At 68.1% G+C, this 11,981-nt stretch carries 12 protein-coding genes and 4 pseudogenes; 13 read left to right on the top strand and 3 right to left on the bottom strand.

The window, feature by feature from the left end:
- Positions 1–209 precede the first annotated feature (209 nt).
- From AB0442_RS40075 to AB0442_RS40065, 3 genes and pseudogenes are all read left to right on the top strand, one after another.
- Positions 210–587, top strand: coding sequence for a hypothetical protein (locus tag AB0442_RS40075; RefSeq protein ID WP_366168446.1), 378 nt, complete (start codon positions 210–212; stop codon positions 585–587).
- 158 nt (positions 588–745) lie between these two features.
- Positions 746–2,014: an IS701 family transposase gene (locus tag AB0442_RS40070; RefSeq protein WP_366168449.1), complete on the top strand. Its 1,269-nt coding sequence runs from the start codon at positions 746–748 to the stop codon at positions 2,012–2,014.
- 19 nt (positions 2,015–2,033) lie between these two features.
- Positions 2,034–2,413 (top strand): annotated as a pseudogene (locus AB0442_RS40065) (IS701 family transposase); the annotation flags it as partial.
- Between the two features lie 150 nt (positions 2,414–2,563).
- Here AB0442_RS40065 and AB0442_RS40060 read toward each other — a convergent pair.
- Together AB0442_RS40060 and AB0442_RS40055 are read right to left on the bottom strand one after the other, a co-directional pair.
- Entirely contained in the window at positions 2,564–3,478 is a 915-nt protein-coding gene (locus AB0442_RS40060) for a transposase family protein (RefSeq protein ID WP_366168448.1), read from the bottom strand.
- A gap of 83 nt (positions 3,479–3,561) precedes the next feature.
- Positions 3,562–4,349 (bottom strand): IS5 family transposase gene (locus tag AB0442_RS40055; RefSeq protein ID WP_366168445.1). Its coding sequence is split into 2 segments (ribosomal slippage): positions 3,562–4,010 and positions 4,010–4,349, totalling 789 coding nucleotides; the frame shifts between segments, so codons are not numbered across the junction.
- Between the two features lie 678 nt (positions 4,350–5,027).
- Between AB0442_RS40055 and AB0442_RS40050 the strand changes: the two genes are divergently transcribed.
- The 9 genes and pseudogenes from AB0442_RS40050 to AB0442_RS40010 all read left to right on the top strand — a co-directional run bounded on the left by AB0442_RS40050 (position 5,028) and on the right by AB0442_RS40010 (position 11,206).
- Positions 5,028–6,029: a ketoacyl-ACP synthase III gene (locus AB0442_RS40050; protein ID WP_366168444.1), complete on the top strand. Its 1,002-nt coding sequence runs from the start codon at positions 5,028–5,030 to the stop codon at positions 6,027–6,029.
- A 265-nt stretch (positions 6,030–6,294) separates the two neighbouring features.
- Positions 6,295–6,728 (top strand): annotated as a pseudogene (locus tag AB0442_RS40045) (ISAzo13 family transposase); the annotation flags it as partial.
- Between the two features lie 86 nt (positions 6,729–6,814).
- A complete protein-coding gene (locus tag AB0442_RS40040; RefSeq protein WP_366168443.1) occupies positions 6,815–7,894 on the top strand; it encodes a bifunctional DNA primase/polymerase in 1,080 nt (359 codons plus the stop codon).
- Positions 7,891–9,453, top strand: coding sequence for a phage/plasmid primase, P4 family (locus AB0442_RS40035; protein ID WP_366168442.1), 1,563 nt, complete (start codon positions 7,891–7,893; stop codon positions 9,451–9,453). The genes AB0442_RS40040 and AB0442_RS40035 overlap by 4 nt, the downstream gene beginning before the upstream one ends.
- 202 nt (positions 9,454–9,655) lie before the next feature.
- Entirely contained in the window at positions 9,656–10,030 is a 375-nt protein-coding gene (locus AB0442_RS40030) for a DUF6009 family protein (protein WP_366168441.1), read from the top strand.
- An 83-nt stretch (positions 10,031–10,113) separates the two neighbouring features.
- Positions 10,114–10,401, top strand: a pseudogene (locus tag AB0442_RS40025) (hypothetical protein); the annotation flags it as partial.
- A 32-nt stretch (positions 10,402–10,433) separates the two neighbouring features.
- Positions 10,434–10,604, top strand: a pseudogene (locus AB0442_RS40020) (DUF6009 family protein); the annotation flags it as partial.
- A complete protein-coding gene (locus tag AB0442_RS40015; protein WP_366168447.1) occupies positions 10,544–10,726 on the top strand; it encodes a DUF6009 family protein in 183 nt (60 codons plus the stop codon). The pseudogene AB0442_RS40020 and the gene AB0442_RS40015, both read left to right, overlap by 61 nt.
- 198 nt (positions 10,727–10,924) lie before the next feature.
- Positions 10,925–11,206 carry a hypothetical protein gene (locus AB0442_RS40010; RefSeq protein WP_366168440.1) on the top strand — a complete coding sequence of 94 codons (282 nt, stop codon included), beginning with the start codon at positions 10,925–10,927 and terminating at the stop codon, positions 11,204–11,206.
- A gap of 98 nt (positions 11,207–11,304) precedes the next feature.
- Here the strand turns inward: AB0442_RS40010 and AB0442_RS40005 are convergent, their stop codons facing one another.
- The gene (locus AB0442_RS40005; RefSeq protein ID WP_366168439.1) at positions 11,305–11,445 is read right to left on the bottom strand and encodes a hypothetical protein; all 141 of its coding nucleotides are present in this window, start codon (positions 11,443–11,445) and stop codon (positions 11,305–11,307) included.
- Positions 11,446–11,643: 198 nt separating this feature from the next.
- On the opposite strand from AB0442_RS40005, the gene AB0442_RS40000 reads away from it, so the two are divergent.
- The coding region (locus tag AB0442_RS40000) for a helix-turn-helix domain-containing protein (RefSeq protein ID WP_366168438.1) at positions 11,644–11,981 on the top strand (338 nt) is incomplete at its 3' end.

The following is an 11,981-nucleotide window of genomic DNA, read 5'->3' as shown; positions in this document are numbered from 1 at the left end:
CTTGAGAAGCTGAATCATCACAGGTCGAGGCACCCTCCTACGCCTATCTCATGCTCCGTCACTAAGCCTGGTCACCACGGTGAATTGGTGAGGCTAGTACTCCAGTGCGACTTCGTGATCTATCCGGTTGAGCGGCTGGCGAGTCGTCGGCGATAGTTGCTGCGGTAGTGGCGTCCTGTCCGAGCTACCCGTCAATGTCAAGGGGACCGATGTCGCACCTCTCGGATGATGATCTCGTCAGAGCAGCGCTCGAAGCCCACGTTCCAGAGGCGCGGACACTCCTGGAGGCGTTGGACTCGGCCGAGCTCGAATCCGCAGAGGAACTCGACCGCAGCCCGCGCCCCCTCGGCCTCTACACGGTTCTGTCCGAAGCCTTCTACTGGCCCGTCCTCCGGCCGGCGCTGGACTCATCGGAGGCCAGTCGCGACCTCCTCGCACGCTGCCGGGACTTCCTCGATGAGCTCACCGCCAGCCGACGCGGCGAGGTGTTGCAGGCTCTGCAGATCCGCGTCCGGGAGCATCTGCGGGAGCCTGAGCGCCAGATTCTCGGGTGGGACGGCTCCGATCCGGTTATGCCGTCGGCCTGATGCTCCAGACCGGCTTCGTGATCTTGCGCTGGAGCCGGGTGGGAACGGCAACGGCCACCGCGTGATCATCAAGGGTTGTGTGGACTCATGATGATCGTGCGGTGGCCGCGGGTCACAGCATAGACGCCGCCCGGTGGCGGGCGATGTTCGACCAGGCCATGGCCCGGATCGCGGGCCGGTTCCGGCGGGTGGAACCGCGGGCGACGGCCCGCGCCTTCGTGCTCGCCCTGCTGTCCGGCGTCGAGCGGAAGAACTGCTGGCGGCTGGCCGAGCAGGCTGGCCACGCCCGGCCCGGGCCGATGCAGCGGCTGCTGCGAAGCACCCGCTGGGACGCCGACGCAGTGCGCGACGACGTCCGGGCCTACGTCCTCGAGCACCTCGGTGCCGACGACGGCGTCCTGATCGTGGACGAGACGGGCTTCTTGAAGAAGGGCACCGCCTCGGCGGGCGTGCAGCGCCAATACACCGGCACCGCCGGGCGGATCGAGAACACTCAGGTCGGTGTCTTCCTCGCTTACGCCTCCAGCAGAGGACGGGCGTTGATCGACCGTCGGCTCTACCTGCCGTGCGCCTCGTGGTGTCAGGACGCCGAGCGTCGAACCCGCGCCGGGGTGCCCGACCAGGTGGAGTTCGCGACCAAGCCCACGCTGGCCGGGCAGATGATCGCCGCTGCCCTGGACGCCGGGATCGGAGCCTCGTGGGTGACCGGGGATGAGGCTTACGGCCAAGACCCCGGCCTGCGCGCCCTGTTGGAGTCCCGTGGGATCGGCTACGTCCTGGCCGTCGCCTGCAGCACGCGAGTACGGATCAACCAGGGGCGGACCGCTGCCCGCGCGGATGCGGTGGCCGGCCGCCTGCCTGCCTCGGCCTGGCACCGGCAGAGCGCCGGAGCCGGGGCGAAGGGGCCGCGCTACTACGACTGGGCCTGGATCGAGATCGGCACCGACGGCCATCGGCACCTGCTGATCCGCCGCAACCCGAGCAGCGGCGAACTCGCCTTCTACCTGTGCTGGTCCCCGCACCGGGTGCCGCTGTCCGAGCTGGTCCGGGTGGCCGGGACCAGGTGGTGCATAGAGGAGTGCTTCCAGGCCGCGAAAGGCCAGGTCGGACTGGATCACTACCAGGTCCGTCACTGGACCGCCTGGCACCGGCACATCACCCTGGCCATGTTCGCGCTGGCCTTCCTCGCTGTCCTCGCCGCCGACGCGGCACCGGCAAGGACCGCCCAGCCGAACCGACCCGCCCGCACCATCGACCCGATCGACCTGACCGTCCCGGAGATCCGCCACCTGCTCGGCACCCTGCTGAACCCGAGGAACACGTCCCCGCACCGGCTGCTGCACTGGTCAAACTGGCGCAGACGCCACCAGGCCACCGCCCGCCACAGCCACTACCGGCGACGACTAGCCAGCCCCTCAACCGGATAGATCACGAAGTCGTACTGGAGTACTAGCCCGCCGCAGCCTGTCCGACCCGGGCGAGATCGCCTACTACCTCGCCCACGCCCCGGTCGGCACCACCGAGGCGGACCCGTCCGCATCGCCGGCATGCGCTGGGCGATCGAGGAGTGCGTCCAGGCCGCGAAGAACGAGTGCGGCCTGGACGAGTATGAGGTTCGCCGCTACACCGGCTGGTACCGGCACATCACCCTGGCCATGCTGGCCCACGCCTTCCTCGCCGCCCTGGCCGCCCAGGCCGCTGTCCGGGAAACCGCAGAAACGACCCGACCAGCACCACTGCCCTCACCGTGGCAGAGATCCGACGGCTCCTGGACGCTCTCCTGCCCCACCCCCGACCCGACCGCGACCACCGCCAACACGCCCTGAACTGGTCCCACTGGCGCCGACACCACCAAGCCATCGCCCGCCACTGCCACTACCGAAGAAGAACCAGCTCAGAGCACGATTTCTCACTGGAGTATTACGAGCTGGTGCGTGATTGCGGCGGGGATGTGCCGGCCTGAGCTGGGGCCTTGTTCAGGTAGTGGCGGTGCGGTCGGAGACCAGTCCGGCGATGGCGAGGTAGGTCTCCGGGAGCGTGTCGCGGCGGTGGGTCCAGCGAGTCAGACCCTTCCACCGCTTGTGGTCGGCGAGGGCGTGTTCGACCGGGATGCGCTGAGAGGAGTGCTGGTGGCGGTCCCGTTCGCGTGCCTCGTGGACTTCCGGCGGGCAGATCTTGTTCGCCTTCCGCGGCGGGGTGACCGCCTGGCCGGGATGGTCCCGCCGCAGCCCCAAGTATCCGTCATCGAGCAGGACTTGAATATCCGGGAACCGGCGGAACAGGTCGTCGATGCCTTCACCGCGGATCGCGGTCGCGTCGTGCATGCGTCCCGGGCGGAGGTTGCCGGCCCATAGGGTGCGGCCCGCCTCGTCGGCGACGACGGTGGCCTTCATGGTGTTCTGCTTCTTCTTGCCGGATACGAAGGCCCGCCGCCCGCCACGGTGGCCGGCCGGCCGTCGGACCTGGACCTCGGTGGCGTCCAGCCGCAGGACCACGCTCTCGGCCTGGGCGCAGGCGAACACGTCCGCCAGGGTCCGCAGCCGGATCCCGGGGCGGTCGGGCACCGCGAAGCCGCGCCGGGCGAGCAGGCCGCGTATCTCGGCGACGGCCCGGGTGATCGTGGAGCGGTCAACGCCGAACAACAGACCCAGGACGGCGTGCGGGAGATCGTGTCGCAGATGGATCAGCGTCGCTATCACCCGATCGGTGAACACCAGCCGGTGCTTGGCGCCCGCACCGGCAGCCCGGCGCCGTACACCACCACGGATCGCATGCCGCCTGCCCTCCACCACCGCCTGCCACGGCGACGCCAGCTCGGCTATCAGCTCTGCCAGATGCCCACGCGAGACACCGGTCAGCACCCGATGGCCGAGGACCGCACGGTTCACCATGATCGCCACAGAGGAAAATCATGCCGCGCCAGCCGATCAAGCCCAACCCGCCGCAATCACGCACCAGCTCGTTAGGGATCATTTCAAAATGAGGTTCGGAGCTTCCGTAGGCAGATGATGCTGCAGGCGAGTTGGAGCAGGCCCAGGTGGAGGTCGGCGCGTATCTCGTAGCGGATTCGCAGGCGTTTAGACTGGTGGAGCCAGGCGAAGGTCCGCTCGACCACCCAGCGGGTCTTGCCGAGTCCGGAGCCGTGGGCGACGCCGCGACGGGCGATCCTCGGGGTGATGCCGCGACGTCGGAGGATGCGGCGGTACTTGTCGTAGTCGTAGCCGCGGTCGGCGAACAGCCTGCGGGGCCGGCGGCGAGGTCTGCCGCGCAGACCGCGGAGTGGCAGGGGCTGGGTGACGTCGTGGCGGTTGCCGCCGGTCAGCGTGACGGCGAGCGGGGTGCCGTGCCGGTCGACGATCAGGTGGTGCTTGCTGCCCGGCCGGGCCCGGTCGACCGGCGAAGGTCCGGTGTGAGCCCCCCTTTGAGGGCTCTGATGTGCGAGCCGTCAATCGCGGCATCATCCATCTCCAACAGTCCCGCCGCCCGCAGCTCGGCGAGCAGAACCTCATGCAAGCGCGGCCACACGCCCGCTTCGGTCCAGTCCCGCAGCCGCCGCCAGGCCGTGATCCCGCTGCACCCGGTCCGCTCCGCGGAAACGTCCCGCCAGCTCACGCTCTTGCACAGCACGTACACGATGCCGCGCAGCACAGCACGGTCGTCCGCCGGCAGCCGCCCGGGATAGCGGTGTCGCGGCGGCGGACGTGGCGGCAGCAGCGGAGCCACCCACTCCCGCAGGTCATCCGGCACAAGATCATCCGACACGTGCAGAACTCTGCCGTCCCAGCGCCTCAGCTGCCAAGCCCCGGGGCGAACTCATTTTGAAATGATCAGTTAACCATCAGGGTCCTGCAGGGCCGCAAACGCTGGACCATGCGCTGAAAGCCCGCACTCCAGGCCTTCGACAGCCGACCCTCTGTCGGCCGTCGATAACTCACATCACCCGAGATGCAGCGTTAGCTGGCACACACCCGCCTGTGAAAGCGCCAAACCCCATCTTGAAATGATCAGTAAATATGAAAAGCAGGGGGGGTGCCCACATGCCATGGCTACTCTGGCCTGTGCCTAATGGTGCCAGGAAGTGGACGGCTGCAGGTGGTCACGCAAGCCCTTTCCGCACATCAGATGATCTTGGTGCGGGTGTTCGCGGGATCGGGCGCGCGGCACCCCCGGGCCGACCTCCCGTCTTTGCCGTCACCGCAGAGAGACCGCGGGTTTCTGCCGCTCGCAGGGCCGCCTCGGGACGCCAGGTGGTGCTGGTCGTGGCCTACCGCGACCGCACCCATGGGGGCGCCCTGCGCCGAAGTGCCCGGGGCCTCCCGCTCCTTGCTTTGTTGGCGCCGATCGTTTCGGCGGCGATAGCTCTGGACTGTATCGCAGTTCCACCGCTGACGCGGGGCTGCACAGAGTTCAGTTGCCAGCTTGTTACCCTAGGGAGAAGATATGAATTCAATCGGAATTGTCGGAATTGGGTCATACCTGCCCGACACGGTGGTCAGCAACGACGAGATCGCTCACCGGGCAGGCGTCACCGGAGAATGGATCGTCCGCAAGACTGGCATCTGTGAACGTCGGCGGGCCGCCCCCCATGAGGCGACCTCGGATCTGGCTGCCGAGGCGGCCCGCCGGGCGCTGACACGGGCTGGCCTCCGGGCCGACCAAATCTCCTATCTAGTGGTTGCCACATCCACGCCCGACCAGCCGCAGCCCGCCACGGCGGCCATTGTGCAGAACCTGATCGGTGCGCATCAGGCGGCCGCTTTCGATGTCAACGCGGTCTGTAGCGGCTTTGTGCATGCGCTGCGGGTGGTCGAGCGGTTGCTGGTCGGGGAAGACGGGGTCTCGCCCTACGGGCTGGTGATTGGGGCCGACATCTACTCTCGGATCCTCGACTACTCGGATCGCCGTACGGCGATCCTATTCGGCGATGGCGCGGGCGCGACCGTGCTGGGACCAGTTGAACCAGGGCTCGGCCTGTTGCAGAGCTCTCTGGTCACCCGCGGCGACGCACACCGTCTCATTCAGGTTGCCGCCGGCGGAAGCCGCCACCCGGCCTCCGCAGACACACTCGCCCAGGGCGGTCACTACTTCCGGATGGATGGGCGCGGCGTACGCGAGTTCGTCCAGGAAACCCTGCCGAAAGAGGTCCGGAAGTTGCTGCACCAGGCCGGCATTTCTGCTGGAGCCGTACAGCATTTCGTCCCGCACCAGGCAAACGGGGTGATGCTCGCCGAACTCTGGCCCGAATTCGGCCTGGAGCGAGCCAGGCTGCACCTCACGCTGAAGGAGTACGCGAACACCGCCGCTGCATCGGTGCCGATCACCCTGGCCGAGTTGGATCGAACCGGCGCCGCCCAGCCGGGTGAGCTGGTCCTGATAGCTGCATTCGGCGGCGGTATGAGCATTGGAACCAACCTCCTGAAGTGGTCGCTCGGCGCACCCTGAGCGCGAATCCACCAATCGATCTCGGGCATGGAAGGGGTTCTGTAACGAAGAGATGCCTTGTAACCTGCGGTGAGGGGCTTTCCACGACTCCATTCAGCGCGATCGACAAGGCATCTCGTAAGGGCCCGCAGAGAATCAAGGTGTTGCTTCCTGCTCTGCAGCTCGTTGGTGTGGTAACCGTGTCTCTGATTCGATCCGTGGCTAACTCTCCGTGAAGTTCGAGGTGTTGTTCCCGCATCTGGACGAGCGGCAGCGGCGTCTGATGATGGCGGCCGAGGCCCGGATGGTGGGCCACGGTGGGATCCGGACGGTCGCGCCGGCGGCCCATGTCAGCGAGACCACGGTCCGCAAAGGGGTGGACAAGCTGGAGTCCGGGGCAGAACCGCTGGGGCGGGTCCGCCGGCCCGGCGGCGGACGTAAGAGGGCCGTGGAGGTGAACCCGGGACTGCGGCACGCGTTACTGGGCCTGGTCGAACCAGATGAGCGCGGGGATCCGATGTCGCCGCTGCGCTGGACGACGAAGTCGACCAGGAAACTCGCCGACGAGCTGACCCGGCAGGACACCGCATGGGCGCCGACACGGTGGGCAACCTGCTGCGGGAGGAGGGCTTCAGCCTGCAGGCCAACGCCAAGACCATCAAAGGATCCCAGCACCCCGACCGCGACGCCCAGTTCCACTACATCAACGAGCAGGCCAAGACTCAGTCCCTTCAGTCCCTGGCACTGACGGCACCCACTCGCTCCAGGGACTCAAGGGACCCGACTCGGCAAGGACAGACAGCAACGTGCCGCACAGCGACCGGACCGAGCCCTCAGGGACTCAGGGACACGCACGCACGCACGACGCCGCCCGCTGGTGCGCCGCCCAGGGCTGGCCCGTCCACCCCCTGGCCGCAGGCCGCAAAAACCCAGCCGCGAACTGCCCCGCCTGCAAAGACCAAACGCACGATCCCCGCACATGCCCGTGCCGGCCGGCCGGACGCTGGTGCCACGGATTCCACGCCGCCACTACAGATCAGTCCCTGATCGATGCCTGGTGGAACACGGACCCATCCTTCGGCGTCGGAGTGGCCTGCGGCCCGGCAAGTCTCCTGGTCATCGACATCGATGCCCACCCCGCTCAAGTGCCCGCCCGTGACAGGCTCCTCCCCGGCATTCACATCCACGACGGCGTCAACCTCGAAGGGCTGGCATCCGGCTACGACACCCTGGCACTGCTTGCCGCCTACCGCCGCCAGCCCGACCCTGCAGCCGACGAATCCACACTGAGGGTGCGCACCCCTTCCGGCGGGCTGCACGTCTGGTACCGCACCGAGACGGCCTTCCGCTCCTCTACCGGTTCCAGCCCCAAGACCGCTTTGGCCTGGCAAGTCGACGTACGAGCCCACGGCGGCTACATCATCGCCCCCACAACCCGGACCTCCGCCGGCACCTACCTGCCTCTCGGAGAGGCCCGCCAGCCCGCGCTTCTGCCGGCCTGGCTGGCAGGAGAACTGACCCGCACCGGACACCGTCTGGCTCCCAACCAGGGACACCAGCAAGTTCCTAAGCCTGTTGTGGTCCCTACAGGCCGCAAGACCGGCACCAAGACGGCGAAACGCGTGCTGGAGCCACTCCTCGAGGAAGTCCTGGCCTGCTCCGCAGTCCCCGAAGGCGTCAGCTTCACAGAGAAGCTCAACCGAGCCGCTTTCACCGCAGGCGGCCTTGTCGCCGCAGGCCACCTGCACGAACAGGACGCTCTCGATCGTCTGACTGAAACAGCCGACACCGCTCGCCCCAGACAACAAACCCGGAACGCCCAGATCATCGCCTCAGCACTTGCCGCAGGGGCCCGCCGCCCGCTCCACCTCAAAGGACGCCCATGAGTGCCGCCGACAGCCCCCGAGGCTTCGATCCGGCCGCCGCCGCCCAGCAAATGCTGGCCTTCGACGAACAGCTCGCCACAGCGCCCCTCTTCGCTCAAAAACACTCCCCCGCCACTGCCCCGCCCCCGGCAGGGACCGACGGCCTCCTGCCGGGCATGCTCACCGACCGCGGTAACGCCAAGCTGTTCATCAGCCTGTACGGAGACAGCTTCCGACACGTGGAGGGCCTCGGCTGGTACCAGTGGGACCGCTACCGATGGAAGCGCGCCGGCGGCGAGAAGGCCGCCCTGTGGGCAGCCGGCGAAATGGCCGAGCAGATGCCCCCCACCGACCCCACCGGACTCTTCAGCGACCGTGAGATCTACCTGCACCGCAAGCGGACCATGTCCACCGCCGGCATGAAAGCCCTCCTCGAACAGGCCAAGGCATCCCCCGACCTGTCCCTGGCCGCCGAGGACCTGGACGGAGACCCGTACGCCCTATGCACCCCAGAAGGCGTCGTCGACCTGCGCACCGGTGAACTCCACAAACCCGACCCCTCCAACGGCAGCCACTCACGAGCCACCTCAGTAGCCCCCCAGGCCATGGACACCCCCCGCTGGGACCGCTTCCTGACCGACACCTTCGGCGACGACACCGACGGCCAGGAGATGATCAGCTTCCTGCACGTACTGCTGGGCTACTCCATCACCGGCGACGTCGGCGGCCAAGTCCTGCCCTTCCTCTACGGCCAGGGCAAGAACGGCAAGTCCGTTCTGCTCGACACCATGATCCAAATCCTCGGCGACTACGCCGACGCCGCCCCACCCGGCTTCCTCATGGACCGCGGAGCCTTCGCCGAGCACTCCACCGAACTCACCGAACTCCACGGCCGACGCATCGTGGTATGCAGCGAACTCAAGCCCACCGACCGCTTCGACGAAGCCCGCGTCAAGCTCCTGACCGGCGGCGACAAGCTCAAAGCCCGCCGCATGCGCCAGGACTTCTTCTCCTTCACCCCCACCCACCACCTGTGGCTGCTGGGCAACCACCGCCCCGAGGTCTCCACCGGCGGCATGGCCTTCTGGCGCCGCATCCGCCTCATCCCCTTCGAACGAACCGTCCCCGACGAACGCAAGATCGACAACCTGGCACTCGAACTCGTTCGCGACGAAGGCCCCGGCATCCTCCACTGGCTCATCCAGGGAGCCTGCCGCTACCGACACATCCAGGACCAGCGCAACACCCCCACCGCCACCTCCATCCCCGACCCCCTCGTCGGCCCAGCCCGCGTCCGCATGGCCACCGACGCCTACGCCACCACCGAAGACCACATCGGCCGCTTCCTCACCGAATGCTGTACCCGCGACGCCACCGACCCCGCCGACCTACGCGTCGAACAAGGCCAACTCCACACCGCCTACACCGCCTGGTGCACCTCAGGAGAAGGCATCCGCCCTGCCAGCGCCCGCGCCTTCGCCACCCGCGTTCGCCTGGAACTCGGCCTCTCATCCCCCACCGAGATGATCAAAAGCAACGGCCGCAAGTTCTACCCGGGGACCGGACTCCTTGCCGACTGACAACTCCCACACCCGCGCCCAGACAGCCCCAGCCCACCCCAGACTCCGGCACGCCGACAACGCACCGCCCCCCCCCCGCGCTCTACAGCACCACCCCCCCTCCGATCTACCATGCCCCCAGGGCCCAACGCCGAGCCCAACAGACTGAACCACCCCGAACCACCGCCACCCGGCCACATGCGACGAAGGAGAGCTACGGGTCATGAGCTCGCTACTAGTAGAGGGCGATCTCTCCCACGAAGCCAGCGTCGTCTGGCTCGAAGACCTCAACCCCCTCGACTACGTCCGCCAGACCATCGACAAAACACCCCGCCGCCGCAACAAGCCCCGCTGGGCCCGCTACGGCCGCATGGTCGGCTACGCCGAACTCGACGACAGCGCCGAAGCAGACACCGACAGCGGCCTGTACCGCCGCCGTGTCTTCTTCCTCCTCCCCCACGACCGCGACCTCGCCCCCGACGGCCTCTACGCCGCCGGCGCCCCCGGAGAAGCTGTCGACCCACGCACTATCGAGCCCAGGCGAGTCGGCTACAAAACTCCCCGCTCCCAACACGGAGCTGCCACCGCCAACCCCTGACCCTGAAGCACGAGCTGGAAGTCTCAGACACACCCAGCTCTGAGAAGGTTTTCGCGCATGCCCGCGCTGCGTGGGCGCGCTCGGTGCCCTGCCGCTCGTGCGCATGGGTCGGTGTCGGTCGCCGTCATTGGTACGCAGGGCACTCGGCTCCCCCACTTCCAACGTCGGTGCCATCGCCACCGCGGTACAGGCGGCCCTCGCGGGACGGCAGCCCCACTCTCGGCGACAACGAGTACGACACGCTGGTGCGCAGCATCGAGGCCTACGGGCAGGCGAACCCTGACCTTGTGCTGCCCGACTTCCTCGCGGGCAAGGTCACCGGCGGCGCCGCGGTCGGCGATGTTCCGCACACCGTGCCAAAGCTCTCGCTCGGCAACGTCTTCCCTCCCAAGGAGCTCGCCGACTGGGCCGCCGGGCTGGAGCGCCGCCTCGATCGGCTCGGGCTCCCGAGCAGCGCTGGGCGGTCGCCCGGAAGCTCGCCGCCGTCCACAAGGCCACCCGCCGCCACGTCTTCTGGCTCCTCCCCCACAACCGAGACCAGCAGCCCGACAGCCCCTACGCCGCCGCGCCCCCGGAGAAGCCGTCGACCAGCGCACCGTCGCACCCACCGTCAAGGGCGACAAGACCGAGCGCTCCCAAGGCGGCCCAGCCTCTCCCGCCATGGTCGAACTGGCGATAACTCTCCCCAAGAGCTGACCCCATCCGCCGCTGCCGTCGAAGCCGACACCTCGGCGCCGCAGCCGGTTGCCAGGTACCGTCCCGCAGCCCGGTTGCGGACGAGTACCGTCAGCAATACAGGAACCGGCTCCAGGCCGGGCCAAGCCAACAGGGAGGGCGGTCGGAATGAGCGCCCAGCCCGCCGAACACAGCACAGGTCGCCTCGGACTACCGCCGATGAACACCGTGCAAGAGCTCCGAGCCGCACTGCGGTCCGGCCACGGCTTCCCCGGCGACGCCGAACGCCTCGACGCAGAACTCGCCGCCCAGCTGCTGCGCCAGGTGCCGGTCGACCGGCTCGACCAGGTTGCCGAGGTCGGCACCGTGGTCGACCTGGTCACGGTTGCCGAGATCGCCTCCGCATACCGCGGCCGGGTGCTGCTCGCCGCCGACCGAGACGCCGTCGATGCGATCGACGAGGCCGTCGCCAACCTGCTGGCCCGGCAGAGCGCCGGGTGAGCCACCCGGACCACCCCGGCGGCGAGGTGGTCGCCGTTGTCACCGACCGCGCCGCCCAACGCGCCAAGGAACTCGGCGCCGACCAGGCACTTGAGGGTCTACGCCGCGAGCTCGAACACCAGCCGCGCCTGGGCCGGCTGATTCGCACGATCACCGAGGACAGGCAGCAGATCGAGCTGTACTCCACCCGCATCGAGAGCGACCCAGCCACCGGCCGTCTTGCCCTCAACGTGGTACACGCCTACTCCCCCGCACCGCCGTGGCCACCAACCGTGCGAATCGCCGCCATCCCTGATCTTGCGTGGGTATCCCCGCTTCAGCCGGGGAGAAAAACGCATCCTTGGCCCGGAGCCGCGCGGCGGCGGAGCCGACGTGTTTGTCGGTGGCGCTCGGTAGGGTGATGTCGCTGGCCGTGATCTTGGAAGGGGGTGGGCCGGGTGATCCGTGCGTACAAGTTCCTCATGCGGCCCACCGTGGGTCAGGCGCAGGCGCTCGGTGAGATGCTGCGCGACCACTGCTCGCTCTACAACGGGGCGTTGCAGGAACGCCGCGACGCCTACCGGCACGTCAGCAGGACGACCGTTCGGTACGGCGATCAGTCCGCCCAGCTGAAGGAGATCCGGGCGTTCGACCCGGAGCGTCAGGGCCGCTGGTCGTTCTCTTCGCAGCAGGCCACGCTTCGGCGTCTGGACAAGGCGTTCGCGGCGTTCTTCCGCCGGGTCAAGTCCGGCGAGACGCCCGGCTATCCGCGCTTTCGTGGGGTCAACCGGTTCGA

It is taken from the genome of Kitasatospora sp. NPDC085895 (genome assembly GCF_040702125.1).
In the GTDB taxonomy this organism is placed as follows: domain Bacteria; phylum Actinomycetota; class Actinomycetes; order Streptomycetales; family Streptomycetaceae; genus Kitasatospora; species Kitasatospora arboriphila.
This window is presented reverse-complemented; position numbering and strand designations above follow the sequence as displayed.

Excerpts from the sequence above, each read along its gene's own strand:
- AB0442_RS40070 (WP_366168449.1), top strand. The coding sequence starts at position 746 with ATGGCCCGGATCGCGGGCCGGTTCCGGCGGGTGGAACCGCGGGCGACG.
- AB0442_RS40060 (WP_366168448.1), bottom strand. The coding sequence starts at position 3,478 with ATGGTGAACCGTGCGGTCCTCGGCCATCGGGTGCTGACCGGTGTCTCG.
- AB0442_RS40050 (WP_366168444.1), top strand. The coding sequence starts at position 5,028 with ATGAATTCAATCGGAATTGTCGGAATTGGGTCATACCTGCCCGACACG.
- AB0442_RS40010 (WP_366168440.1), top strand. The coding sequence starts at position 10,925 with ATGAACACCGTGCAAGAGCTCCGAGCCGCACTGCGGTCCGGCCACGGC.
- AB0442_RS40030 (WP_366168441.1), top strand. The coding sequence starts at position 9,656 with ATGAGCTCGCTACTAGTAGAGGGCGATCTCTCCCACGAAGCCAGCGTC.
- AB0442_RS40075 (WP_366168446.1), top strand. The coding sequence starts at position 210 with ATGTCGCACCTCTCGGATGATGATCTCGTCAGAGCAGCGCTCGAAGCC.
- AB0442_RS40035 (WP_366168442.1), top strand. The coding sequence starts at position 7,891 with ATGAGTGCCGCCGACAGCCCCCGAGGCTTCGATCCGGCCGCCGCCGCC.